Origin of the sequence: Dorea sp. AM58-8 (assembly GCF_003464045.1) — a bacterium.
GTDB classification, from domain to species: Bacteria; Bacillota; Clostridia; order Lachnospirales; family Lachnospiraceae; genus Claveliimonas; species Claveliimonas ammoniilytica.
This window is the reverse complement of sequence record NZ_QSDM01000004.1, coordinates 167,567-193,253: the sequence shown is the minus strand read 5'-3', so window position 1 is coordinate 193,253 and position 25,687 is coordinate 167,567. Positions and strand designations below refer to the sequence as shown.

At 46.9% G+C, this 25,687-nt stretch carries 29 protein-coding genes, 1 pseudogene and 1 riboswitch; of the genes and pseudogenes, 14 read left to right on the top strand and 16 right to left on the bottom strand.

The features are described from left to right. Window positions 1-104: 104 nt before the first annotated feature. From DXA18_RS05260 to DXA18_RS05245, 4 genes are all read right to left on the bottom strand, one after another. On the bottom strand, window positions 105-599 hold the full coding sequence (locus DXA18_RS05260; protein WP_118383000.1) for a hypothetical protein: 495 nt from the start codon (window positions 597-599) through the stop codon (window positions 105-107). Window positions 600-765: 166 nt separating this feature from the next. Continuing rightward, window positions 766-1,002 (bottom strand): hypothetical protein, encoded by a 237-nt coding sequence (locus DXA18_RS05255; protein ID WP_118382999.1) that lies wholly within the window; start codon window positions 1,000-1,002, stop codon window positions 766-768. Window positions 1,003-1,148: 146 nt separating this feature from the next. Further along, window positions 1,149-1,454 (bottom strand): hypothetical protein, encoded by a 306-nt coding sequence (locus DXA18_RS05250; protein ID WP_055261529.1) that lies wholly within the window; start codon window positions 1,452-1,454, stop codon window positions 1,149-1,151. A gap of 322 nt (window positions 1,455-1,776) precedes the next feature. Continuing rightward, complete coding sequence (locus tag DXA18_RS05245) at window positions 1,777-2,034, bottom strand: hypothetical protein (RefSeq protein WP_118382998.1); 258 nt, start codon at window positions 2,032-2,034, stop codon at window positions 1,777-1,779. Window positions 2,035-2,181: 147 nt separating this feature from the next. On the opposite strand from DXA18_RS05245, the gene DXA18_RS05240 reads away from it, so the two are divergent. The 9 genes from DXA18_RS05240 (at window position 2,182) to DXA18_RS05205 (ending at window position 7,677) form a co-directional block, all read left to right on the top strand. Continuing rightward, window positions 2,182-2,562, top strand: coding sequence for a hypothetical protein (locus DXA18_RS05240; protein ID WP_055261531.1), 381 nt, complete (start codon window positions 2,182-2,184; stop codon window positions 2,560-2,562). A gap of 253 nt (window positions 2,563-2,815) precedes the next feature. Beyond that, window positions 2,816-3,169, top strand: a complete 354-nt coding sequence (locus tag DXA18_RS05235; protein WP_118382997.1) for a hypothetical protein — start codon at window positions 2,816-2,818, stop codon at window positions 3,167-3,169. Continuing rightward, window positions 3,166-4,335, top strand: a complete 1,170-nt coding sequence (locus DXA18_RS05230) for a phage replisome organizer N-terminal domain-containing protein (RefSeq protein ID WP_118382996.1) — start codon at window positions 3,166-3,168, stop codon at window positions 4,333-4,335. Before DXA18_RS05235 ends, DXA18_RS05230 begins: the two co-directional genes overlap by 4 nt. 131 nt (window positions 4,336-4,466) lie before the next feature. After that, window positions 4,467-4,937, top strand: a complete 471-nt coding sequence (locus DXA18_RS16060) for a hypothetical protein (protein WP_243007044.1) — start codon at window positions 4,467-4,469, stop codon at window positions 4,935-4,937. After that, entirely contained in the window at window positions 4,850-5,320 is a 471-nt protein-coding gene (locus tag DXA18_RS05225) for an ATP-binding protein (protein WP_179966338.1), read from the top strand. Before DXA18_RS16060 ends, DXA18_RS05225 begins: the two co-directional genes overlap by 88 nt. Window positions 5,321-5,485: 165 nt before the next feature. Beyond that, window positions 5,486-5,932 (top strand): sigma-70 family RNA polymerase sigma factor, encoded by a 447-nt coding sequence (locus DXA18_RS05220; protein WP_118382994.1) that lies wholly within the window; start codon window positions 5,486-5,488, stop codon window positions 5,930-5,932. After that, window positions 5,913-6,134 carry a helix-turn-helix domain-containing protein gene (locus DXA18_RS05215; RefSeq protein ID WP_055167999.1) on the top strand — a complete coding sequence of 74 codons (222 nt, stop codon included), beginning with the start codon at window positions 5,913-5,915 and terminating at the stop codon, window positions 6,132-6,134. Before DXA18_RS05220 ends, DXA18_RS05215 begins: the two co-directional genes overlap by 20 nt. A 135-nt stretch (window positions 6,135-6,269) precedes the next feature. Then, complete coding sequence (locus DXA18_RS05210; RefSeq protein WP_055167997.1) at window positions 6,270-6,512, top strand: DUF3173 domain-containing protein; 243 nt, start codon at window positions 6,270-6,272, stop codon at window positions 6,510-6,512. Next, complete coding sequence (locus DXA18_RS05205) at window positions 6,493-7,677, top strand: site-specific integrase (protein ID WP_118382993.1); 1,185 nt, start codon at window positions 6,493-6,495, stop codon at window positions 7,675-7,677. Before DXA18_RS05210 ends, DXA18_RS05205 begins: the two co-directional genes overlap by 20 nt. A gap of 166 nt (window positions 7,678-7,843) precedes the next feature. Here DXA18_RS05205 and guaA read toward each other — a convergent pair whose 3' ends face one another. Next, a complete protein-coding gene (gene guaA, locus DXA18_RS05200; protein WP_118382992.1) occupies window positions 7,844-9,388 on the bottom strand; it encodes a glutamine-hydrolyzing GMP synthase in 1,545 nt (514 codons plus the stop codon). Between the two features lie 202 nt (window positions 9,389-9,590). Then, window positions 9,591-9,760: riboswitch (M-box (ykoK) riboswitch) on the top strand. A gap of 152 nt (window positions 9,761-9,912) precedes the next feature. Here guaA and mgtE point away from each other — a divergent pair. Further along, a complete protein-coding gene (gene mgtE, locus DXA18_RS05195) occupies window positions 9,913-11,247 on the top strand; it encodes a magnesium transporter (RefSeq protein WP_118383027.1) in 1,335 nt (444 codons plus the stop codon). Here mgtE and spoIIID read toward each other — a convergent pair. From spoIIID to udp, 8 genes are all read right to left on the bottom strand, one after another. Then, the gene (gene spoIIID, locus DXA18_RS05190) at window positions 11,234-11,515 is read right to left on the bottom strand and encodes a sporulation transcriptional regulator SpoIIID (RefSeq protein ID WP_118382991.1); all 282 of its coding nucleotides are present in this window, start codon (window positions 11,513-11,515) and stop codon (window positions 11,234-11,236) included. The two genes, mgtE and spoIIID, sit on opposite strands and share 14 nt — an antisense overlap. Window positions 11,516-11,592: 77 nt before the next feature. Continuing rightward, window positions 11,593-12,789 (bottom strand): sensor histidine kinase, encoded by a 1,197-nt coding sequence (locus DXA18_RS05185; protein ID WP_118382990.1) that lies wholly within the window; start codon window positions 12,787-12,789, stop codon window positions 11,593-11,595. A 15-nt stretch (window positions 12,790-12,804) separates the two neighbouring features. Next, window positions 12,805-13,500: a response regulator transcription factor gene (locus DXA18_RS05180; RefSeq protein WP_118382989.1), complete on the bottom strand. Its 696-nt coding sequence runs from the start codon at window positions 13,498-13,500 to the stop codon at window positions 12,805-12,807. Window positions 13,501-13,512: 12 nt separating this feature from the next. After that, window positions 13,513-14,268 carry a DUF975 family protein gene (locus DXA18_RS05175; RefSeq protein WP_118382988.1) on the bottom strand — a complete coding sequence of 252 codons (756 nt, stop codon included), beginning with the start codon at window positions 14,266-14,268 and terminating at the stop codon, window positions 13,513-13,515. A gap of 98 nt (window positions 14,269-14,366) precedes the next feature. After that, complete coding sequence (locus DXA18_RS05170; RefSeq protein WP_118382987.1) at window positions 14,367-14,945, bottom strand: DUF4317 family protein; 579 nt, start codon at window positions 14,943-14,945, stop codon at window positions 14,367-14,369. A gap of 30 nt (window positions 14,946-14,975) precedes the next feature. After that, window positions 14,976-16,166, bottom strand: coding sequence for a phosphopentomutase (locus DXA18_RS05165; protein ID WP_118382986.1), 1,191 nt, complete (start codon window positions 16,164-16,166; stop codon window positions 14,976-14,978). A gap of 43 nt (window positions 16,167-16,209) precedes the next feature. Then, on the bottom strand, window positions 16,210-16,650 hold the full coding sequence (locus DXA18_RS05160; RefSeq protein WP_118382985.1) for a cytidine deaminase: 441 nt from the start codon (window positions 16,648-16,650) through the stop codon (window positions 16,210-16,212). Beyond that, window positions 16,643-17,452: a uridine phosphorylase gene (udp, locus tag DXA18_RS05155; protein ID WP_118382984.1), complete on the bottom strand. Its 810-nt coding sequence runs from the start codon at window positions 17,450-17,452 to the stop codon at window positions 16,643-16,645. The genes DXA18_RS05160 and udp overlap by 8 nt, the downstream gene beginning before the upstream one ends. A gap of 244 nt (window positions 17,453-17,696) precedes the next feature. Here udp and DXA18_RS05150 point away from each other — a divergent pair, with 244 nt between their 5' ends. Further along, window positions 17,697-18,167: a pseudouridine synthase gene (locus tag DXA18_RS05150; protein WP_243007043.1), complete on the top strand. Its 471-nt coding sequence runs from the start codon at window positions 17,697-17,699 to the stop codon at window positions 18,165-18,167. Here DXA18_RS05150 and aroD read toward each other — a convergent pair. Further along, complete coding sequence (gene aroD / locus DXA18_RS05145) at window positions 18,162-18,923, bottom strand: type I 3-dehydroquinate dehydratase (RefSeq protein WP_118382983.1); 762 nt, start codon at window positions 18,921-18,923, stop codon at window positions 18,162-18,164. The genes DXA18_RS05150 and aroD overlap by 6 nt on opposite strands. Before the next feature lie 279 nt (window positions 18,924-19,202). Here aroD and DXA18_RS05140 point away from each other — a divergent pair, with 279 nt between their 5' ends. Further along, window positions 19,203-20,084 (top strand): LysR family transcriptional regulator, encoded by an 882-nt coding sequence (locus DXA18_RS05140; protein WP_118382982.1) that lies wholly within the window; start codon window positions 19,203-19,205, stop codon window positions 20,082-20,084. A 131-nt stretch (window positions 20,085-20,215) separates the two neighbouring features. Continuing rightward, the gene (locus DXA18_RS05135) at window positions 20,216-22,237 is read left to right on the top strand and encodes an oxidoreductase (RefSeq protein WP_118382981.1); all 2,022 of its coding nucleotides are present in this window, start codon (window positions 20,216-20,218) and stop codon (window positions 22,235-22,237) included. A 148-nt stretch (window positions 22,238-22,385) separates the two neighbouring features. On the opposite strand, the gene tig is transcribed toward DXA18_RS05135, so the two are convergent. Beyond that, a complete protein-coding gene (gene tig, locus DXA18_RS05130) occupies window positions 22,386-23,486 on the bottom strand; it encodes a trigger factor (protein WP_118382980.1) in 1,101 nt (366 codons plus the stop codon). Window positions 23,487-23,569: 83 nt separating this feature from the next. Next, window positions 23,570-25,044: pseudogene (cls, locus tag DXA18_RS17315) on the bottom strand (cardiolipin synthase). 197 nt (window positions 25,045-25,241) lie between these two features. Here cls and DXA18_RS05120 point away from each other — a divergent pair. Further along, window positions 25,242-25,682 carry a hypothetical protein gene (locus DXA18_RS05120; RefSeq protein WP_118382979.1) on the top strand — a complete coding sequence of 147 codons (441 nt, stop codon included), beginning with the start codon at window positions 25,242-25,244 and terminating at the stop codon, window positions 25,680-25,682. The last annotated feature ends 5 nt before the right edge of the window (window positions 25,683-25,687 follow it).

Sequence of the window (25,687 nt, the reverse complement as noted above, 5' to 3'; positions counted from 1 at the left end):
CGAGTCCCCGTTCCCGCAGCCCCCCTCGGCCTTCACGCCGCCCGCAGGGCGGCTCCCAAAAAGCCAAAGAAAAAGGGCACCCTCTCGGATGCCCTTCACTCGACTTAGCAATCCCCGCAATATCCGTCAGCCCATGCCAGACATTCAGCGGCTCCGCCCTCAAACACGAGATTCCCGTTTTCATCTCCTTCGTAAACCTTGATGTTGATTCTGCTCAGATACTCTTCTGCGCCGATGCCGACCTTGCCGCCGAAGTTGTCGTAAGCGCCCGTGACAACATAGGTGTAGCTCGCAGAGGGCACATTGTCCTCCCCGATGAACTCGATATCGGCATCCGCCATGCACATCGCCTTGAGGAAATGCTGACACCAGTTTCGGTTATTGAGAATGTTCCTCTCCACGCTCGCTCCCGAAAAGTCGATATGTTGTTCAGGCTTGGTTCGCGATGCCACAACGAGCGAGTTGGCGATATCAATGGCATGGCAGCTGGGATAACCGTCATAGTGGCGATAGAACGTGGCGATGGTCTCCTCTTCCATCTGATTGCTTTTCCAGTTGAGGACGAGGTTCTTGAGGATGGTGACGGACGGTGTGCTCATGGTTTTTCCTTCCTGCCATGGGGCAGCTCGGTTGCCGCCCCTCTTGCTGTCTATAAATATAGAAGAACAGCATACCAGCAAGCAGGTGAACCGTACACTCCACATATCCTGCATATAAATGCGAAGAAAAAGGGCACCCTCTCGGATGCCCCGTGGTTCCTCTGCCCTAATAGTTCACAATCGCCTGATACTCCGGCATACCTTCTGAGAACTCATGCTCGTCTAGCGCATTGTAAAAGTCTGTCATCTTGCGAACCATGCACCGGTCGCAATACTTGGTAGCAGAGTCGCGCCATCCCGCAAATGCCGGATTCGACTTGTTCCATTCAGCGCTGCCGCTAAAGATATAGGGACAACAGGAGCAAACATAGTCAATGGCTTCCTCTAACTTCTTGTCCTTCATGTTCGTCCTTCCTGCCATGGGGCAGCTCGGTTGCCGTCCCCTTTGCTGACTATAAATATAGCAGAACGGCATACCAGCAAACAGGCGAACCGTACACTCCTTATATCCTGCATATAAAAGCATGAATGAACTCGCCGATGGCGTGCCTAAACCTTGTACTCGCAACTGCCGTATTCCAGACGGAATACATCATCCATGATGCCATCCTCGCTGTCGGGCACAAGCCTGACGAGACGGATGGTCTCATCCTCAGCATCGGAGCACAGGTCGATGATGAAACCGTCAAATCCCTCCCGCTCGCATCTTGAGACCATCCAACTTTCCTTGCAGTACGCTTCTGCAACGGCAAAGGCATCAAGCGCAGCTTCTCGACGCTTTATCTTCGCTTTGAAGCTCTCCTCCACCCCGTCACCGCCACTGCAACGACTGATGGAAAGCGTGTATCCGTCCATGTCTGTTCCTCCCCTTCACGAACCGCTGCCTGTAACCCTTATGCAGCCTGAGACGGTCGGCGAGCAGGGCTTCCTTTTTTCGACGGGATTGTCTTTCACATTGTCAGGCATATTTTCCACCCTCTGCTCCCTTCTGGCTAACTAACAATAAATATAGCAGACCATCAAACCACAAACACGGCAAGCCATAAAACCATCATAACAATGCAGAGAAAAAAGGGCACCCGCGCAGGATGCCCCTTCTCATCTCACACGAACGGATTGGTGCAGCTGGAAGAATGCCGGACGCTGATTGAGGAAGTCCTTCAATATCTTGCCACCTCTATCTGGCACCAAGGAGCGCGATGAAGCCAACAAGTGCGATAAGGGTGCCTAGAACGCAGGCCGTCGCAAATCCGAATGCCGCCATCTTCGTTCCCTCCGGTCGGTACGGCGCGTTGATGTTCATCAGGGATGCGGCGAGAATCCCGGCGACGCCGCCGAGGAATCCGAGGAAGAAGAAGCCTGCCTTCTGCCCGCTTGTAAGCGCGCGTTCCATCGTCATCAGCATCTGGTCTTTCCCTGCATCCTTGGAATACATCTGCCCAATTCCTTCCTTTTTCTTCGCAAAACCGGGGCACGGTGCCTTCGCCCCTGTTCCGGCACCGCGCCCTGCCGGAATCTTACCATCCTCCGCGCGTTATGGCACAATCTGTTCAGGGATGCCGTCAAGTAGGAAGGAAGAACCATGGCTACCATTCAAGATTTCGAGGAGCGTATCGAGAAACAGAAGGCGGAACTCGCCAAACTCGAAGCGAAGAAAAAGGAACTTGAAAAGAAGATTCGCGAGCGGAACCGGAAGTGGCGCTCTCTGGTCACCCATTCCGCTGGTGAAAGTGTGCTCTCCGCCGTCGGTTGCGCTTGGCAGGAACTCGACCTCGACGCACTCGACCGATTCCTTGCGAGCCATGCAGACGAGGTGAGCGACATGCTCACCGCCCACGGAAGTACACCGGAGGATGCCAAGGCGCGTCTCGATGCACGCAAGAAGAAAACGGTAAAAACGGAGCCTGTCGCTGATGGTGGGTTACAGGCAGCGGAACCGGATAGCGAAAACTCCGACTGGTAACAGAAAAGGGAGCCGTGTGACCGAAATCACAGGCCCCCTTTTCTCCTGCCCGCACTCCGAGATAAAAGCAACAGGCAGAAAGGACTTTCGCTACTGTAACACAGCGCACCGCCGCACGGGACGCGAATCTGGCAGAACCATCTCAAAACGCGTGTCTAATTGTGAAAGAAGCATGAAATCTGACTGGAAAAGTCCACAAAACAGGACAGATATAGTAAAACATAATCACAGATTGCAAGCAGAAAGGAGCACCATGGATTTCAGCAGCTACTACTACTACATCCCCTTGAACTTCTACGAGACACCTGAGATGACGCTCATCGACCATGAGTCGAATGGGGATTCCGCAACCGTACTCGTCCTCGCCCTGGCTAAAATCCACACGCGCACAGTCACGAAAAACGATGACGGCACGTTCACCATCGTGACCGATGACGGCACGTTCACGGATATCGAAGTCATGGATATGCTCTCCTCCTTCGGCTACCGGGCGAATCACGCCAAGTACACTCATGCCCTCGCGGTTGTCGCGAGGTTCCCACCCTTCGACCACCTCGCCTACTCCGAAGCCGAACGCGATAAGAAGACCCCGGAGGTGTACCAATGAAGCTCCGAGGAGCGTGGCGCAGGGACTACAGTGAGTTCTTCGACACGCAGGAAGCCCTACTCATCGACGCGATGGACAATGCGGACTCCATCTACACCGTCTTCGCCCGTCTACAATCGCTTGCGGTGAAATGCGGCTGCGCCGGGAAGCTCCTTCTCCACGAAAGCGTTCCCTACACCGACGAGATGCTTGCTGCGGTCACTAAGAAGACCGTTCCCGCCTTTCGGCAATGCATGCAGCCGCTCGTACAGCTCGGCCTTGTCATCTGCGAGGATGGCATCTACGCCATCGCGGACTGGGAGTTCAACCAGAACGTCCCGGCAATCGACGCGATGCGCGAGGGAAACCGGAGCCGCAAAGCCAAGGAGCGTGCAAGAAAGAGCAGTGGGAAGTCAGCTTCCGAGAAGAAGCGTGAGAAACTTGTCGCTTTCCTTGCCGCCCACCCAAGCGCCACGAAAACCGAGATGAGCAAGGCCACCGGTCTTAGCCGTGTGACTATCAACAAATACCTTTCGGAACTCCCAGCCATGCTTCCCGCTCCTGCCATCCCGGAAGAAAACGGTATACAGAAGGCGGAAGGCAATGTACAAGGTGTACAAAGTGTACAGAATGTACAAAGTGTACAGAATGTACAAATGTACACTGTACAAAATGGTGTACAAATGGACGTACAGCTGTACACGGAAATGTACAACAATCTGTACACGCCACATACCAATGAAACCGCAGGTAGCACGGCTGAACAAGCCGAAAATGGCGATGTACAAAATCTGTCACGCCCTAAGAATATAGATGATAGATATAAGAATACATCTACATCTACAGCTATAGCTGATGGGGAGGGAGCGACAGATTCTGGAATCCCGACAAGGGAGGAAGTACGCTCGCGCTTCGCAAAGATGGGATTCGCAGTTGACCCCGACCGCTTCTTCGATGTGAACGAGGGACGCGGCTGGCGCACGAACTCCGGAAAGCCCGTCGATGACTGGAAGAAACTCGCCGCAGTCTGGGACAGGAACGAACACCCGAAGGCTGCGACCCCTCCCGCACGCACGGAACCGAAGGCCAATGCGGTCGGGAAAATCCCCTCCGTCGAGGAGGTCATGGCGAAATGGGGCTGTGACCGGGAGACGGCTCAGGGATATATCGACGAGAACATGTACTAGAAATGCCCCTGAGAATGCCTGAGAGCCTGCCTATGACACGTTAAATGTCATGTGGCAGCAACTGCCCGAACAAGACTGCAAAGTCCCGTAGACAGGCTCTCAGACAGGGTAACGCAGAAAGGACGAGGTAAATGAGTGAAAACGTAACGAAAACCAAGGAGCAGGACGGACGGAAGCCGGGCGAGGACTATCGCGACGCGGACGGCATCCTCGTCTGCGGGAAATGCGGAGAGCCACGCGAGCGGATGTTCCCGGCGGGCGGAATCTTCAAGGAGCCGCACCTTGTCCCGACCATGTGCCGTTGCCAGAGGGAGGAAGCGGACAGGCAGCGCGAGGAAGCCGAGCGGGCGGAGAAAAGGCGTAGGACGGAACGGCTAAGGAAGCAGTGCTTCCCCTCATCCGGCAGGTACGCCTTCTGCACCTTCGATGCCGATGACGGCAGGAACGCTGCTCAGAGCACCGTCTGCAAGGCATTTGCCGCGACCTCGACCCAAAAGACCCGGAGGGGCTTGTCCTGTACGGGAAGCGCGGCACGGGCAAGAGCTTCCATGCGTCCTGCATCGCGAACGCCGTCATCGAGCGCGGGTTCTCCTGTCTCGTGACCGATATCAAGCAGGTCGTGAACCTGATGGAATCCTCCTTCGAGAAGCGTTCCGGGAACCTTGAGAGAATCCTCGCCCCAGACCTCCTCATCCTTGAAGACCTCGGTGCCCAGCGCTCCACCGAGTACGTCATGGAGCACGTCTACGACGTTATCGACGGACGCTACAAGGCAGGGAAACCGATGGTGATAACGACGAACTTCGACTTTCGCGAGAGAATCCTGAACGCCACGGCAGATGACCCGTGGGGACGTGTCTTCGACCGCATCGTTGAGGTCGGGTTCCCGGTGAAGTACGACGGCAATTCGCGCCGTCGGGAAATCGGAATGAAGAACCGCAAAGATTTCAAGCGGAAGTTGGGAATCGAGGGGATAGAATCGTAGCGGAGCGGTTTTTAAGCATCAGCCGCTTCTTCCTGATTCTGGTGCCGATTTCCTTCCCGGCACCATCCCCGCGCCCCGTAGCGTATCGACGCTGCGGGGCTTTCTTTTTCCTCTTGGCAGGAAAGGGCACGGAAATCGTGCCTATACCGAAAGGAGGAAAAAAAGATGACGAAAGAGAAAGCGAACCGTAACGAAGTGGTCGGCATGTTCCTGACCTATTGCCGGAAGACCCTCGTGAACGCGCGGACGGACGTTTTGAGGGAGCGCAAAAGGAGACGCAACCGCGAGGTGCTGTTCTGCGACCTCAGAAGAAGTGAACTCGAAAGCCTTGCGGACTGGCAGGACGTGCCGGAGCGGGAAACCGTATTCGATGCCGCCGGGAAGCCTATCGGCGTGACAGACAAAGACCTCGCGGATGCGCTGGAAAAACTCTGCCCAGAGGAGCAGGCAATCATCCTGCTCTCCTATTTTGCCGGATGGTCGGATAGGCGTATCGGTGAGGACATGGGGTTCCCACGCTCCACGGTGCAGAACCGTCGCGCCCGTGCGCTCGCCCGTCTTGCGGACATTCTGACGGAAGGGGGTGACCCGCATGGCAAAGACAAAGATTGACTACGATACCGTCGTTGCCGCGACAAGCGGAGATGCCCTTGCTGCCGGGGCGGTGCTCGATTACTTCAACGACTTCATGGACGGACTCTGCACCGGGTTCTACACCGACGCGGATGGCTTCTGGGACTACGGCATCGACCTCTCGATGAAGTCGTTCATGCAGGCGAAGCTGTTGCGTGCGATGCTGAGGTTTAAACCGTAAACAGTAAAACCACAAACACAGGAAACCAGACAACCAGAAAGAAGGAAAGGAAGCAGACTATATACAAACACGCTCTGACCTGCTACAATACAGTCAGAAAGACGAGTAGTCTGCTTTCCTGTCAAAAGGAGAGCCATGGTAACCGTAACGAAAAAAGATTTAGTTGCCCTCGGCTATGGGAACTCTTTCGCCACCGATATCATCCGTCTGGCGAAAATTCGCATGGTTGAGAAGGGCTATCCCTTCTACTCCTCACGCAAGCTCGACCGCGTTCCGGCGGAAGCCGTCGAGGAGCTTCTTGGGATTGCCTTAGACGGTGATGCCGCTGGTCGCGCTCCTGAAAAAGGAGTAAAGACAAATGGCAAACGACCAAATTAAGAAAGCCGATAACGGCACCTACTATTTCCGCGCCAATCTCGGATTCGACCATTCCACGGGAAAGCGGATTCAGAAATACCGGAGCGGATTCAAGACAAAAAAAGAAGCGAAAGAGGAATATGCAAAACTCGTTTTGCAATTTGCTTCCCAATCGCTTCCCACCGAACAGAAAAGGATTCCCTTCGGAACGTTCATTGAGGACACCTACCTGCCTTGGTATCAGACACAGGTAAAGGAGAGTACCTTCGAGAACCGCGCCGGTACGGTGCGGAAACACTTCTCCTGCTTCTACGAGAAGTTTACCGATGCCATCGAGCCAATCGACATACAGAACTGGCAGCTTGCCCTCATCCGCGCAGGATATAGCCCGAACTACGTGCGCGTCACACAGGGAATGCTCTCCGTTGCCTTCGACCGTGCCGTCATATTGGGTATTACGGAAAGGAACCCGTCACGGATGGTCGGCAACGTTCGTGGGCAGAAACCGCTTGTGGACTTCTGGACGCTTGATGAGTTCGAGAAGGTGATTTCCAAACTCTACAAGGGAGACTACTACGAGCACTACCTGTTCATCAGCCTGCTCTTCCTATTCATGAGTGGGATGCGGCTTGGGGAAGCATCTGCCCTCCTGTGGAGCGATATCGACTTCACGACCGGGCTTTGTTCCATCACCAAAACGCTCTATTACCACAACCAGTCGGACTACAAGTTCACGAAACCGAAGACGCGTGCGGCAATCCGCTCCATCTATCTGGATGAGGACACGCTTTCCGAACTCGCCGCATGGCGCAAGGTGCAGCGCGTTGTCATCCCTGACTGTGAGTTCGTATTGAGCTACAACGGGCTTCCGACTACAAAGACAAGGCTTCCGCGTGCAATGAAGAAGCTCGCAGACCTCGCAGGCGTTCACCGCGTCCGGGTTCACGACCTTCGCCACTCCCACGCGTCACTTCTCATCAACATGGGAGAAAGCCCATTGCTCCTCAAGGAACGGCTCGGGCATGAGAAGATACAGACCACGCTTGGGACATATGGGCACCTGTATCCCAATACCAACCAAGCAGTCGCAAAGAAGCTCACCGGCATCCTCAACTACAGTGAGCCGAAGACGAGCATCGCGAACTACACGAGCAACCAACACACGGCGGACTACCACCGTGCATGAGGAAGAAAAAACGGGTGCCCTCCCGCCAAGAAGCAGCACCCGTCCGCGGCCCATAAACCGCTTTTTTATTGTATATTAAGACCACGCACTGTGCAATCAGTGTGCAATCGTGAAAACGGAGAGCCTTGAACCCCTTATAAACAAAGGGTTTGCGGCTCACCGGATTCTACTCAAACTCAATCGTACCCGGCGGCTTACTCGTGAGATCATAGAATACTCTGTTGACTCCTCTGACCTCATTAATAATTCTGCTCATTACCGTCTGCAGTACTTCAAATGGAAGCTCAGCTGCCTCTGCCGTCATAAAATCGATGGTATTAACTGCTCGCAATGCTACTGCATAGTCATAGGTTCTTTCGTCACCCATAACACCAACGCTTCGCATATTGGTCAGTGCTGCAAAGTATTGTCCGATTCCACGATCAAGTCCTGCTTTTGCAATCTCTTCACGATAAATTGCATCTGCATCCTGTACGATGCGTACTTTTTCTGCATTGACTTCTCCAATGATACGGATACCAAGTCCCGGTCCCGGGAATGGCTGACGAAATACGAGATACTCCGGAATACCCATTTCCAGACCCGCTTTTCTTACCTCGTCTTTAAACAGGTCACGCAGTGGTTCAATGATTTCTTTGAAATCTACATAATCCGGTAGTCCGCCTACGTTATGATGAGACTTGATCACTGCTGATTCACCGCCCAGACCGCTTTCTACTACATCCGGATAAATGGTTCCCTGTACCAGGAAGTCTACTGCACCGATCTTCTTAGCTTCTTCTTCAAACACACGGATAAATTCTTCTCCGATGATCTTACGCTTTCTCTCCGGTTCTTCCACTCCGGCAAGCTTACTATAGAAACGTTCCTGCGCATTCACGCGAATAAAATTCAGGTCATACGGTCCATCTGGTCCAAATACTGCTTCTACTTCATCTCCTTCATTTTTACGAAGAAGTCCATGATCTACAAATACACAGGTCAGCTGATTACCGATTGCCTTTGACAACATAACAGCTGCTACAGATGAATCTACACCACCTGATAATGCACAGAGCACTTTACCGTCTCCGACCTTTTCACGGATAGCCTTAATAGAATTCTCTACAAACGCATCCATCTTCCAGTCACCGGCACATCCACAGACGTTTCTTACAAAATTATACAGCATCTTGGTTCCTTCTGGTGTGTGCAATACTTCCGGGTGGAACTGAATTGCATACAGTCCTTTCTCCTGACACTCTGCCGCTGCTGTTGGGCAGTCTGCTGTGTGTGCTGTAATCCGGAATCCCGGAGCAATCTTTGAAATATAATCAAAATGGCTCATCCAGCATATCGTCTTCTCAGACACATCACCGAATAATGGAGATGTCTTATCTACAAATACTTCTGTCTTACCATATTCACGGACATCTGCACGCTCTACTTTACCACCTAATATATGCATCATTAACTGTGCACCATAGCAAAGTCCGAGCACCGGAATACCCATTTCAAATAATTCCTTTGCATATGTCGGAGAATCCGCCTCATAACAGCTGTTCGGACCTCCGGTCAGGATGATTCCCTTCGGGTTCATAGCCTTGATTTTCTCAATATCAGTCTTGTAAGAATAAATCTCACAATATACATTGCACTCACGGACACGTCTTGCAACCAACTGATTATACTGTCCGCCGAAATCAAGTACAATTACTAATTCTCTATCCACCTGTGTTCCTCCTCAATCTTGTCCTGAAAGCCAGACACTATGCCAGGCTTCCGTACTTCTTTTCATTATAAAATAGCACTCCGATATTTACAAGCATCGAAGTATGATTTCTTTTACCAAAATTTAACCCAATTTCTTCATATAACTAGTAACTATTGGTTGACATCCCCTACCTCGGGCGGTAGAATGAGTTTGCAGAATTAAATATTCTCGGTAGGTGAGGTTACCGCAGGGATATGGTTATTCCTAAGATTGCTGCCGCAAAAACGTGGAGACACGATTCGCTGGTCAACAGGCTATGTCGTATTTAAGGCATAACCTAATGCAATTATTAAGCCCTGCGATACTAAAGCTTGAACGATGATGATTATTTGGAGACAGAACAACCTTGTCATTGCTCAGGCTTTGATGAGGTTTTTTATATTTTTACGAGAAAAAGGTGGTGAGAGTAATGGATTCGGACGCGGATAATTTGATATACAACTTTCGACTGATATTAATGAAAGGATGGGATTCCGATGAATATGACAATAACAATCTTCAAAGATCTGCTTTTGAAGAAAGACTACAAGACAATCCAGAATATATTAAATGTAATGAATGCAGTAGACATTGCTCTTCTGCTTTCAGAATTAGAAGATAAGGAACTGGCCATTGCATTCCGGCTGATTCCAAAAGACGAAGCTTCTGACGTATTTTCCAATATGAGCAGCACCATGCAGGCTTATCTGGTAGAGATATTTACCGAAAAGGAACTGAAAGAGCTTCTTGATAACCTTTATATGGATGATACCGTAGATATGCTGGGTGAATTTCCGGCTAATCTGGTTACCCGTATTTTGGACACGGTAGACAGCAGCAAACGTGACGATATTAATCTGTTGCTGAACTACCCTGATGACAGTGCCGGAAGTATCATGACTACTGAATATGTGGCACTGAAAAAAGACATGACCGTGCGCGATGCCATGCGCCACATCAAGGAAGTCGGCATCCACAAAGAGACCATTTATACCTGTTACGTACTGGAACGCAGAAAGCTGATCGGTATCGTAACTGCCAAGGATTTGATGACCATGGATGATGACACTAAAATTGGTGACATCATGGAGACGGAGATCATCTCTGTTCATACACATACCGACCAGGAAGAAGCTGCAAGGCTCTTCTCTAAATATGACTTTCTTGCCCTTCCGGTACTGGATGCGGACGGATTAATGGTTGGCATCATCACCGTCGATGATGCTATTGATGTCGTAGTAGACGAGGCCACAGAAGATATGACTGTGATGGCCGCTGTAACACCAAGTGAAAAAAGCTACTTTGATACATCCGTTTTTGCTCACGCTAAAAATCGTTTCGTATGGTTGCTAGTGCTGATGTTTTCCGCAACAATTACCGGAACGATCATTACCCGTTACGAAAATGCATTTGCGGCAGTGCCACTTCTGGTATCATTTATCCCGATGCTGATGGATACCGGCGGTAACTGTGGTTCGCAGAGTTCGACTCTGATCATTCGCGGACTTGCCCTGGATGAGATCAAATTCAAAGACATTTTCCGGGTGATTTTCAAAGAATTCCGCATCGCATTGCTAGTCGGAATCGGTCTGGCAATTGCCAACGGTATCCGTATTTTTATTATGTACAAAGATTTAAAAATGGCAATCGTTATCGCACTGTCGCTGTCATTGATTGTCATCATTGCTAAGATCATCGGCTGTACGCTTCCATTGTTTGCAAAGAAGCTGCACATGGATCCTGCCATCATGGCATCGCCGCTGATCACAACTGTAGTAGATACCTGTTCGATCATGATCTACTTCTCAATCGCGACCAGAGTATTTACACTGTCTTAAATGTTGTCTCTGACAGTTCGTGCTGATGAAGATATTTTTCACGCGTCGCCATACCGCCGCGGATGTGCCGCTCGGATTTGTTCACATCCAGAACCTTGCGCACCTCCGCTGCCAGCGATGGATTAACTGTAAGAAGTCTCTCTGTCACATCCTTGTGTATAGTGCTCTTACTGACTCCAAACTGCCTGGCCGTTTGGCGAACCGTAGCCTTATGTTCGATGATATAATAGGCGATCTCAATTGCACGTTCTTCAATATATTCTTTCATACAAAACCCCTGCATAGTTCGTTTTTTACAATCTATGCAGGGGCATTTTGATGTATGTCTATGTTAAAATTCTTCCCTTACTCATATTCATATGGTTTCTCTTCCACTTGTTTTATCTTAATACAAAATGCTTTCGTATATCCTTCTTCTGTCGGCTGCTCCAATGTCAGATTGCCTCCGTGCATTTCAATGACTTTTTTTGAGACGCTTAATCCAAGTCCGCTTCCGCCCCGGCTGTTTCGCGATTCATCGCCCATAACAAACGGGTCGAACAACTGCTGTGCTAACTCCAAATCGATCCTCTCGCCGGAATCCATGACTTTGATCACCAGATAACTAAGCTTCTTTTTCATGCTGATTTTTATGCTGGTTCCTGCTTCATTATGCTTGATAGCATTCGTAAGCAAATTTGTAAACGCACGGCTGAACTGCATTTTATCTATTTCTGCATAGTCCGCTTCTTCCGGAATATCTATATCAGGAATCATCCCAGCCTCTTCCATATCAGTATACGCACCTGCCACAAGCTGAAGGACAAGTTCTGTGATATTGATCCGTTCCTTTTTCAGATCAAATCCTTCGCTGTCCAGCTTCACGTAATTAAAAAGCAATGTGATCAGCTCGCTCATTTCCAACGATTTCTTCCGAATTGATTCCAGGTATTGCTTCTGCTTTTCCGGATCTTCCACCATGCCGTCATTCAATGCCTGTACATATCCAGCAACAGTTGTGATCGGAGTTTTCAGATCATGGGTAATATCGGACAGCAACAGATTCCTCTTTCTGGCAAATGCTTCCTGCTGCCTTCTGTCGTATTCCCGCACCTCTTCCATTTTCCTTACCACAATACCGCTGTAATATAAAACGCCTACCATATACGGAAGCAGATAAAGGCAGATAAAAACAAACAACACTACAAATATCAACATCTGTTCCGTTCCGGACATTCCGGTAAGAAGATTGCTGTTTTTCCACAAACCTGCTGAAATATAGGAAAATATTCCAGCCAGACCATTTGGAAGTAGTATATTAATTCCAGTCAGCAACAAATAACCGGCCATTCGCAGCAATAAGATAATATTTTCCCCTGCTGACTGATTTGTAAAAATCGGCTCTGTCCCAAATAATGTATTAAAAACAGGAAACATGATTCTGGTTACAATCAGATTAATAATTGCTTCACAGGCAAAGATAAATACCATTACTGCCAACAGACGAATAATCAGGAAACGTTTCAGATGTTCTATTGTCTGCGACGTATCTGTTTGTGCCATTCCCTTTTCCTCCGTCTATTTCTCCAATCGGTATCCCAGCCCTCTGACCGTCTTGATATATTTACTTCCATCATTTGATAACTTTGCTCTGAGTTTGCTGATGCACACCATAACATTATTATCATCGTCCATATATTCTTCGTTCCATCCAGCCTGAAAGATCTGTCCTTTTGTAAATACTTTTCCGGGATGTTCCATGAACATATACATAATCCGGTATTCCACAGAAGACAGTTCGATTGGTTCTTTTTCCCGATACAGCACGCAGCTTTCTGTATCCAGCATCAAATCCCTCACCTTCAGATTGGCAGTCTCTGACTCCATCTTCCCATCATGCCCACCCAGCGAATAGAAACGTCGGATATTCGACTGAATTCTTGCTACTGCTTCGAGTGGATTAAATGGCTTCGTCAGATAATCGTCCGCGCCCAAATTGAGCCCAAGAATCTTATCCGAATCTGCATCTTTTGCAGAAAATACAAGCACCGGAATATTACTCGTTTCCCGAATCTTTTTCAACGCATGCAGCCCATTCATGCGCGGCATCATCACATCCAGTACTGCAAGATCCACATGTTCTTTCTCCAGAACCGCCAATGCCTCGAGACCATCTGCGGCCTCGAGGACATCATATCCACTGTTTTCCAAATATAATCTGAGCAAATCTCTGATCTCTGCTTCATCATCAGCAATTAAAATCACATATTTCATAAGAGTCTTTCCCTACTGTTCTCCCACTACATTCTCTGTTCTTGCTAACATCTGTTCTTTCAATGCCTGATAAAGCCCGGCATCCGTAAGTCTTTTATATGGCTCGATATAGAATACGTGAAGAATACCCATTGTGCATGCTCCAAGAAGATCCCACAGGATAAATGACAGATCCAGGACAAATGTATTCCATTTATTTCCATCCATCATCTGCTTACTCATTGCAAATACCTGTTCCCGATTCATGTCTGGATTTTCGCCCAGAATATATGGAATCATGCGATATTCATAAGACTTAACAATACCAGGAATGATAAACAAAAGTGACCAGAGGATGGTATACAGATCACGGAAGAACATAATCTTCACACCATTCTTGTAGCCTCTGTCAAATGTAAAGCACACCTCTTTAATCTCTGCATTTTCTTCCAGATCTCTGTAGAAGAAACGGTTGCGTCCAATCTCCAGTGGATTGATCAGCAATACATTTAAAACAATTGCTATCGCAATCGCGATACATGCCACAGCCAATGCAAACAGAATTATCATAATCGTACCTGCCGGAGAGATATAAGGTATTCTATTCACAATCGAATCCCCAATCACATCTGTCGAACTCGATTGTACACCAGATGATACTCCAGATGCTGCTGAACTTCCACCTCCAATCAACACTGCGAGTAACCCGACAAGCACCGCCTTCCAGTAATTTGCTTTTAATCTAATCTTCGCTTTTTCTTTCAGTCCTTTACGACTCCATGCTCCCATTATAACTCCTCCTGTCTCCTTTTATATTTCAAAAAGTAGTTCTTTGTTTCTATACTGTAAGTATAGCAAAAGAATCTTAAGGTACAATGGGCGGAGCCTTAACCTAACCTTAAAACATTCATATACTCGCAATTCCCACTTCTCTCTTTAAACGCCGGATACAGGAATCCCGCTGTTGGTTTTCCCGGCTCATACTCGCCTTCCAGCGGACTAAGTGTACATAGCAGATAAGTATAGACTTCTTCCGATCCTTCCAACCATTCCTTATCACTGCCCTTGACCGGCACATCGTACTGTCCGAAATATAAAAAGCACGCGTAAGAATAACCAGGCTGATATTTCTCACTGATCACCTCGTATAAGATATCTAAAAATGCATCATTTTTTAATTCTGATTCCAGTATTCCATCGAGAAGCTGCCAGATACTTCCCGGTTTCCGTTCTGCTGCCGGAATCGGATATTCCTTCAGTTCCTCGTTTGTTTTAGCGAGGAGGAGTGTCTTGGCCTGATTCAGATTACGGCTGCGCTCTGCTTCTGAAAGCTTCAGAAAATGTGTATTAAATGTTCCATCCACATAACCTTCTTCATCAAAATATGCACCTGCGATTCTTGCCACTGATGCCCTGGCCGGTGTCATTCTTCTGCTGAGCTCCAGCATATCTTCTCGATTAATCATTCACTTCATTGCTCCCTGTTTCTATTATCCTTATTTCAGTTCTTCTAAGATAGAATATCCAACGGTTCCTTCCGGCATACGGATATCAAAATTATCTGCGATCGTCGCTCCGATCACCGCAAATGTATCTGTATCCGGTATCTTGCCGCCTTCTTTTATTTCCTTTGAATATGCCAATAACGGTACGTATTCACGCGTGTGATCCGTTCCGGTGTAGGTTGGATCATTCCCGTGATCTGCTGTTAATATCAGGAGATCATCTTCCCGCATGGTATCTAAAAGTACACCCAGATTCTTATCCAGCTTCTCGATCTCTCTTCCGTAACCTTCCGGATTCCTGCGATGTCCCCACAGCGCATCAAAGTCCACCAGATTCACAAAGCACAGCCCTTCAAAGTCCTTCTTACAGATATCAATCGTCTGCTCCATACCATTAACAGAACTGGTGGAATGCAGACTTTCGGTAATTCCTTCACCGCAGAAAATATCATGGATCTTCCCAATGCCAATCACATCGTATCCCGCATCTGCAAGTGCATTCAGTGTAGTTGCTCCTGACGGCTTCAACGCATAATCTCTGCGATTACTTGTACGCTTAAATTCACCCTTTTTCTTACCAATATATGGTCTTGCAATGACTCGTCCGACACGCCATTCTTCCTTCATCGTCAGTTCCCGGGCGATCTCGCAGCACCGATACAAATTCTCCAGATCGAAAGTCTCTTCATTGCCACAGATCTGCATCACAGAATCAGCCGACGTATAGACGATCATAGCTCCGGTTGCGATCTCTTCCTCACCCAGTTCTTCAATAATCGCTGTACCACTGGCACTCTTGTTGCCAATAACCCGCTTTCCACAGTGCTCTTCCAGTTCTTTGATCAGTTCTGGTGGAAATCCTGTCTCCGTAAATGTACGGAATGGCTTCTCCGTACGCAGTCCCATCATTTCCCAGTGTCCTGTCATGGTATCCTTGCCATTGCTGCACTCAGCCATTTTGCAATATCTTCCCACAGGCTGTTTGATACCTGTCATATCACCACCGGAATGCAGATTCAGCATACCAAGCTTCCGGAGATTTGGCATATCCAGTGTCCGCATCCGCTCCAGAATATGTCCAAATGTATCCACGCCAATATCTCCGAATTTTTCCGAATCCGGCATAGCACCAATGCCCAGTGAATCCATCACGATCACAAATATTCTCTTATATTCTTTCATATCCGTCACTCCTCGTCTGCTGTCATCATCTATTGCTCTGTATCTATCTTGCGAGCCTTGCCGGTCCAAAGCCTTCCGGCAATAATTCTTTTAATGTATAAATCTGATACTCTTCCCGGCTGATCGCAAGTATAATTTTGAATTGCTCCGGTTCGCAGAATTCCATCATCACCTGTCTGCACACGCCACACGGTGATGTATAATCGGCAAGCTTCCCATCTTTTCCGCCAACAATGCAAATGGCGGCAAAATGCCTCTCTCCCTCACTGACTGCTTTGAAAAACGCAGTCCGCTCTGCACAGTTAGTCGGTGTATATGCTGCATTTTCAATGTTGCATCCTGTATATATCTCACCACTTTCTGTCAGTAATGCCGCACCTACGCGAAAACCGGAATAAGGCGTATATGCATAAGACATTTCCTCGATTGCGCGATCAATCAGTCTGGAAATCATATCTGCATTTAATCCTTCACCTTTAGCCATTCTCATCGTGCTCCTTCTTTACTGCCTTTCTGTGGTCATCCTGTATCAGCCTGCGCACAGCATTAACTGCCACGCGGACAGCCAGATCTGTATCATGCGCTACCGGATTCCAAAGCCCGGCTTTTTCCCGCTCCTGATTAGCCATTACAAGGAAGCACGCTCCTGCCCTTGCCCGCAGATGGGATGCCACGATAAAAAGCGCCGCCGTCTCCATCTCTGATGCAAGACAGCCAAGCATCTTCCAGGCTTCCCATTTTTGGATCAGCCCATACCCTGCCGGTAATTTCTCCGGTTCGTGCTGTCCATAGAATGCATCCTTGCTCTGCACAACTCCGGTATGATAATCTGCACCCATATCCTCCGCCGCATCTGCCAGGGCATTTATCACGTTCAGGTCGGCAACCGCCGGATATTCAATCGGTGCATATTCCTTACTGGTTCCTTCCATCCGTACTGCACCGGTTGCGATCACAACATCTCCACTCTTCACTTCCGGCTGAATGCCCCCACAGGTTCCGATCCTGACAAATGTCTCCGCACCACACCGATACAGCTCTTCCATGGCAATTGCCGCCGATGGTCCGCCGATACCTGTCGATGTCACACTGACTTTTTCACCGCACAACTCTCCGGTATATGTTACAAATTCACGATTCTCAGCTATTTTTACAGGATGATCCAGGTACTGTGCAATCTTCTCACAGCGCCCCGGATCTCCCGGCAGGATCACATAGCGTCCTACCTCGCCCTCTGCAGTCTGTATATGGTATTGTCTGTTTGCATCTTCCGAATAATTTTTCATACGCAGTCACCTCTTCTGTCCTCAGTGTAGCACACCCATTTTCACAAGTAAAGGCGGTGTATGACAGTTGACATTTACCCGATTTTCAGAAATAATGTAGCGAGAATGCTTACTTTACGGAGGTCATTATGTACCACTATTATATGTTCAACAAACCATTTGGCTGTGTCTGCGCCAGGCGCGATGACCGTTATCCTACCGTTATGGATTATTTTCTGATCTTGATAATCCAGATCTGTCTCCGGTGGGACGGCTGGACCGTGCTACCGAAGGACTGCTTCTCGTCACAGATGACGGCATGTTTAACCAAAAGCTGACACATCCCTCTTATAAAAAAGAAAAGACCTACCTCTTCACAGCAATGGGAACGCTGTCAGAGGAAGATCTCTATGCATTGGAACACGGTGTACAGTTAACGGGAAGCGACAGGCTGACGGCTCCTGCACACGTATGTGTCACCGCCACAAGCGTATTAAAAGAAGTCCTTCCCACACTTCATCCGGAGATTCAGTCTGCAAGCTGCCATAACCGTCCGGAGCATCCAATCGTTTTTGGCGAGATTACCGTCACCGAAGGGAAAAAGCATCAGGTACGCAGAATGCTTAAGGCTGTAGGCTGCTGCATCATCGCGCTGAAAAGAGTTACCATGGGAAACTTCACATTAGACGAAGCCCTCGCACCGGGGGAATTCAAAGAAATATTCCCGGAATTATAATGCATTGTGAAGCAGGCCAAGAACTGTGCTTAAATCATTTACACCCATCTGTCCGGGAGCAGAAGCCTTCTTAGCAGCTCCGAATGTAAGTGCCGAGCCAAATACCTCCCCGCACAGACGGCTGATCACACCTGTTCCTGCCATAGACATTGTGATGATCGGTCTGTCTGCATATGTGCCTGACATCTCTTCTGTAGCGGCAAGAAGTGTGAGCACATCTTTTCTGTTCTGCGGCATAACTGCGATCTTCGGAATATCTGCACCCAGATCCTGCATTTTCCTAAGACGGGACACAATCTCATCCTTGTCCGGTGTCTTGAAGAAATCATGATTAGAAGCTACAACCTTCACACCCGCTGCATGAGCACTTTCGATGATCTGTTTTACAATCTCATCACCTGTAAACACTTCCACATCTACAAGATCGACATATCCGGACTGCGCTGCCTTGATATTTAACTCAGCATATGCGGCATCCCCGATTGCTTTTTCGCCACCTTCTTTTGAAGTGCGGAATGTCATAAGAATCGGAGTCTCTCCCAGAGCTTTTCGCAGTTCCTTCAGCACATCCAACACTTTGTCAAATTCAAATACATGCTCAAACCAGTCTACACGCCACTCAACAACATCAACCGGAATAGAATCGAATGATTTTGCTTCTGTGATAATCTCTTCTTTTGTTATACCAACAATTGGTACGCAGATCTTTGGAACTCCTGCACCAATCTCAACGTTTCTTACTTTTACGATATTCATAATCTATCTCCTTCTCACGTTCAAGAATGCCTCTGCAATCCTGCCGGAGGCTATATCAGCTGGGGGATTGACTCCCAGCTGATATATTAAAAATCTTTATCCATGATTCTCTGGCATCATTATATTATTCTTCGCTTGTTAATTCCACCATTTTTATTTTTTGGTGACTGCCTGTTTGAAAATTGAATGACCCGCATCATGATCGAAAGGATTTAAGCACAAAATTAATGCGTTTAAGCTATCAATATGTTATGGTGTATTCAAGGAAGAGGTGTGAACATGACATTCAATCAATTATTATATTTTCAAACTGTCTCAGAATATGAGAACTATCATAAGGCTGCAGAGAAGCTCTATCTTTCGCAGCCATCCTTGAGCAGAGCCATTTCCTCGCTCGAGAAAGAGCTTGGCGTGATGCTGTTTGAAAAGCAGGGACGGGGAATTGTGCTTACTAAGGCCGGCAGACTGTTTCAAGAATATACGGACCGTATTTTATCCGAATGCGAAGTTGCTAAAACTAAAATGAACGAGATTGCATCCGGTAATGGCTACATTGATATCGGATACATCTTCCCACTTGCCAGTCACTACATCCCTCATAAAGTTCGAAAGTTCCTTAATATAGAAGAAAATGCAAAGGTATCGTTCAACTTTTACCAGAATCACAGCCCTGCCATCGCTCAGAAAGTAAAAATGGGAGAACTGGATCTGGGATTCGGTGCTTTTATAGATAATGATGATGAGTTGGCGTTTTATCCATTGCAGAAACAAAAAATGGTAATCATTACTCCGAACGAACATGAATTGAACCAGTATGATGATGTTGCAATCCAGGAACTGATGAATTACCCCATAATCGGCTACGACAAGGATTCCGGTCCCGGAAGATATTCCAAACGTTTATACCGAAGACTGGGTATGAAACCGAATATCATCGTAACATGTCCGGACGAGCACTCTATTATGGCTCTCGTAAAAGAAGGATTTGGAATTGCACTGGTACCGAAAGTTGATTCACTGGATGAAGCATCTATTCATATTCATTCTATTAAAGATATGGATCTTTTTTACCGCCATTACATGTTCTGGATGCGGGATCGCTATCAATTACCGGCGGTACAGCGGTTCATTGAATTTATAAAGAAAGAATCTGAAGATTAATCGATAGCTTAAACGCATCATTTCTGCCATTAATTAGTATTTGTGGTTATTGTTAAAATGAAGTATGATAATTTTGTCACAAACAAAGAGTCCCATATAAACCATATATTTAAAGTAAGGAGATACACTTCATGAAAACAAAATACCCAAATATTTTTGAACCATTGACCGTAAAGCGTACAACCATTCGCAACCGTATTGCAATGACACCAATGGGAACAAATTATGGTGAAGCAAACGGAGAAATGAGCAACCGTCATATGAATTATTATTCACTTCGTGCAAAGGGTGGCGTTGGTCTTATCATATTAGAAAATGCAAACGTAGAATATCCGGTTGGATCAAATGGTACAAGCCAGATCCGTATTGATCATGACAGTTATATGCCGCGTTATTATCAGCTGGTAGAAAGTCTTCATAAGGATGGAGCAACTGTTGCAATTCAGATCAACCATGCAGGTGCATCCGCATCTTCAACGAGAACCGGAGTGGAAACTGTTTCTTCTTCTAATGTTCCAACAAAAGCCGGCGGAGAGATTCCTCGCCCGATGACAAAAGAAGAAATCTTGACAACCGTTAAGAAATATGCAGAAGCAGCAAGGCGTATTCAGGCAATCGGATTCGATGCAATAGAAATTCACTGCGGACATTCTTACCTGATGAGCCAGTTTATTTCTCCATACTATAACAAGAGAACAGACGAGTTCGGTGGATCTGTAGAAAATCGTCTTCGTTTTCCTCGTATGATCCTTGAGGCAGTAAGAAAAGAAGTCGGACCTTGGTTCCCGATCATCGTTCGTGTTTCTGCCGAAGAACGAGTACCTGGCGGAAATACACTGGAGGATACATTAGAGTATCTTGAATATCTTGATGAGTTCGTAGATATGTACGATGTATCATGCGGATTGAATCCATCACTTCAGTATCAGATTGATTCAAACTTCCTTCCAGATGGATGGCGTTCCTACATGTCAAGAGCTGTAAAAGATAAATTCGGCAAACCTGTAATCAACACCGGAAACTACCGTGATCCTAAAATTGTAGAAAAAGTACTCGAGAGCGGTGATGTAGATATCGTCGGAATGGGACGTGGTCTTATTGCTGAACCAAACTGGGTAAAGAAAGTACAGTCAGGTGAAGAAGATATGCTCCGTAAGTGTATCTCTTGTAATGTCGGATGTGCAGGCAACCGTATCGGAGTGAACCGTCCGATCCGCTGTACCGTAAACCCGGCCGTTCCGGAAGGAGACATTTATAAAAAACTGAAAGTTAATAAAAACTGTAATGTAGTAGTCATCGGAGCAGGTACAGCAGGTATGGAAGCTGCCTGTACAGCCGCTGAAGTCGGATGTAATGTCTTCCTTCTTGAAAAGAAAGATCATATCGGCGGCCTTTCCTCCTTCATTTCCAACTTGCCTAGCAAGACACGTATGAAAGATTTTCCGAAATATCTGGAAAACCGTGCATCCAAGCTGGATAACTTATATACATTCCTGAACACAGAGGCCAATGTTGAGCTGATCAAGAAGTTCAAACCAAACATCATTGTAAATGCAACAGGTTCTGTTCCGCTTGTTCCACCGATAAAAGGTCTGAAAGAAAACCTGGAAGCAGGAAATGTCAGTACCATCTTCGACATGATCAATAATGTAAATGACGGTAAATATCCTGATGACGTCTGCAACGGAAAGAAAGTCGTAGTAATCGGTGGTGGATCTGTTGGTCTTGACGTAATTGAATATTTTGCACCACGTGGAGCAGAATGTACAATCGTTGATATACTGCCACAGATTGGTATGCTCGCCGATCCTATCACAAAATGCTCTATGCGTGAAACGCACGACAAATATGGCGTAAAAGAATATGTGGATACAGCTCTTCAGGAGGTAAAGGAAAATTCATTTGTTGTAAAACTTCCAAACGGAGAAATTACAGAGCTTGCATTTGACCTTGGATTCAACTGCCTTGGTATGAAAGCAAACAATCCACTGCTTCCGGAGCTGAAAGAAGCATTCGATGATACAGATGTAGCCATCTATCAGGTAGGAGATTCTGTACGTGCCCGTCGTATTATGGAAGGTACCATGGACGGACGTGCCGTACTGAATGTACTGGAAGCACACGGATATCTTGACCTTGATGAAATCAAATAATTATCTGTGATGCTGTTCCGGACACGGATTGCCCCTAAGCAGACAACGTACCCCGTCTGCTTAGGGGTTATTTTATTCCAAATAAATGCTATAAAAAGGACTGCACACTATTTTCGTGTACAGTCCTGTATCATTCGCACTTATTTTCTTATTTGGAACTTGAATCTGATGAAGATGATGAATCAGACTTCTTATCACTCTTTACCTGAATACAATTCTCTGCCAGGAAGTCTTTTACTTTATTAGTGATCACGATATTCTTAAGTGTATCTTCGCTTGCGATCTCTTTCAATGCATCAACATCTTCGTATCCGTACTGCTCTGCCAGCTTCTTATACTCTTTGTTCAGTTCCTTCTTGCTTGGTGTCAGCTTTTCTTTATCAGCGATTGCCTGTGCTACCAGTCTCTGCTTTACCGTCTCTTTGGCTGCATCTTTGACCTGCTTATTGAAGTCATCCTCTGACATGCTGTAATACTGTGCCAGGAAGTCTTCAAATCCCAGTCCGTAGGAATCTGCAGCATTCTGATACTGCTCTTTGATCTGATTCTCAATATCCTCTACGTCTCCGTCCGGATATTTCTTAACTTCAGCCTTCTCAAGTACTGCATTCCATGCCTCATCCTGAAGCTGTGTATCATAGTCTGTCGTGCTGCTCTCAGTAAGCTGCTTTTTAATCTCTTTCTTATACTCTTTGACCGTCTTAGACTTCTCAGATACTTCCTGTACGAACTCATCGTTCAGTTCCGGAAGCTGCGTCTCACCATTAATGTAATTAACTGTAATGGTAAATGTAACATCCTTTCCTGCCAGATCCGGATTATTGCTGTAATCATCCGGGAACTTGCCATTCCAGTCAAATGTCTCACCTGGTGTGTGACCGATAATAGAATCCTCAAATCCATCGATAAAAGAACCTGATCCGATCTTAAGATCATATCCTTCAGAACTTCCTCCGTCAAATGCTTCTCCATTCATCTTACCTACAAAGTCAATATTAACCGTATCTCCGGCGATAACACCTCGGTCTGTGATCTGCTCGGAAGTAGCATACTGATTGCGAACTGCCTCAATGTAATTATTGACATCATCATCTGTCACTTCAGCCGGCTCTTCCACGTCGTCTACTTCGATACCTTTATATCCACCTACTGTTACGTAATCATTGGATGCGTCATTGCTGGAACATCCTGACAAAAGCATAGATGCTGCAAGCGTTCCTGCAACTAACATTGCTAATTTCTTTTTCATAAATACACCTCGTACTTTCTTTCATCAAACGCTCTTAAGTATATCACATTTAACTTTTCAAAAAAACCTTTTTCACAGAATCTTTATAAAACCGGCGACAGCAGCCTTGATACCTGTTCCTTGATCCGGATCACCATGCCACGGTTCCGGTACATCTTGCGTGTAACCAGCGTGGACTTCTCCATATCATTATGAAATGCCTGTTCCAGCTGTCTGGTCACTCTGGCACTATAGATTACCGCGTTAACCTCAAAGTTCAGTGCAAAGCTTCGAATATCCATATTCGCAGTGCCCATACAGGTCACCTGTCCATCCACGCACAGACACTTGGCGTGCAGGAATCCATTATCATAAGTATAGCATTTGGCACCTGCTTCTATCATCTCCCCAAGATAAGAGTACGTTGCCCAGTATACAAATGGATGATCCGGCTTGCATGGTATCATGATTCTCACATCTACACCTGACTTGGCCGCGATCTTAAGTGCATCCAGAATATCGGTATCCGGTATAAAATATGGTGTCTGAATACAGATGCTTTTCTTTGCCAGGTGGATCAGATGCAGGTAATTATCGCGGATCTCCTGGCTGTGAGAGTCCGGTCCACTGGATATGATCTGCACCGGCTCCCTGCCGTTGCGTTCAAAGTGCGGTGTCTCAAACAGGCGGTCATCCAGGAAAAGGTTCTCTGATGCCGCATAGTTCCAGTCCAGAATAAAACGAATGGCAAGCGACAGTACTGCGGAGCCTTCCAGGCAGATATGTGTATCTCTCCAATAACCGATTTCGGATCTCTGCCCAGATATTCCCTGCCGATATTGAATCCTCCAACAAAACCAATCCGCCCATCAATCACTGCAATTTTACGATGATTACGATAATTTACACGGAGCTGCAATTTACCAAGTACTGCCGGAAAGAACTCTGCCACATGGATGCCTTCTGCTTCCAGCCGTTCCCAGTCCTTATTATGCATGGTGCGACACCCCATACTATCAAACAGCACACGTACCTCTACGCCCTGTCTCGCCTTACGGATCAGCACTTCCTCAATCTGCTTCCACAATTCATCCCTCTTGATAATATAATATTGCAGATGAATATAACTTCTGGCGTGTTCCATTTCCCAGAGAAGTGCTTTGAACTTCTCCTTACCATCTGTGTAAATACGAATGTCATTATTATCTGTAAGCACCGCCTCACAGGCATTCAAGTTGTATAGCATCAACTGCCTGTACCTGTCAAGCTCGGGATCTCTGAACCTGAGTTCCCGCCGATAGATGGATTCTCCCTGCTTGCGGACGGCATATTTAACCTGACCTTCAATCTCCTTCATTCGAAACATTCGATCTTTATGAAAATTCTGTCCCAACACCAGGTACAGGATAAATCCGAGACCCGGAATAAAATAAAGCACCAGAAGCCACGTCCATACAGTCGTCGGATTGCGCCTCTGGAAGAAAATAATCAATATAGACAGTATAATATTAATAATCAGCAGATGATCCATAATCCACCAGAATGACAGGTGGATTCCATCCATCAAAAGCTCTATCATATCTTCACCTCTGCACTCTCAGAACTTATTCCTCTGATAATGCTTCATTATACAATGGTTCTTTTATAAAAGTAACCCCCTAATCATGTAAATTGCTTGCGTTAAGAGAAAAACGATGTTAGAATATGTATTGATTCAGTCGAGACAGGTATATTCTGTTTCACCACAGATCAGAATACATATTTAGGAGGGTTCCCGTGAGTAAAGGTACAATCATTTTATTAATCATATTAGCAATCGTTCTCGTTGCATTGGGTCTTCTGTACTACTTCGGCAATCGTATGCAGAAAAAGCAAGAAGCACAACAGGAGCAGTTAGCCGCAGCAGCACAGCAGGTCAGTCTTCTGGTCATTGATAAGAAGAAGATGAAGCTGAAAGATGCCGGTTTCCCACAGATCATCGTTGACAACACACCAAAGTACCTGAGACGTTCCAAGGTGCCGGTTGTTAAGGCTAAGATCGGTCCGAGAATCATGACCATGATGTGCGACACACAGATCTATGATCTGATCCCGGTTAAGAAGGAAGTCAAAGCTACTGTAAGCGGTATCTATATCACAGGCGTAAGAGGTATCCGTGGTTCACTTGAGACGCCACAGAAGAAAAAAGGCTTCTTCGCAAGACTTCGTAACAAATAATTTCA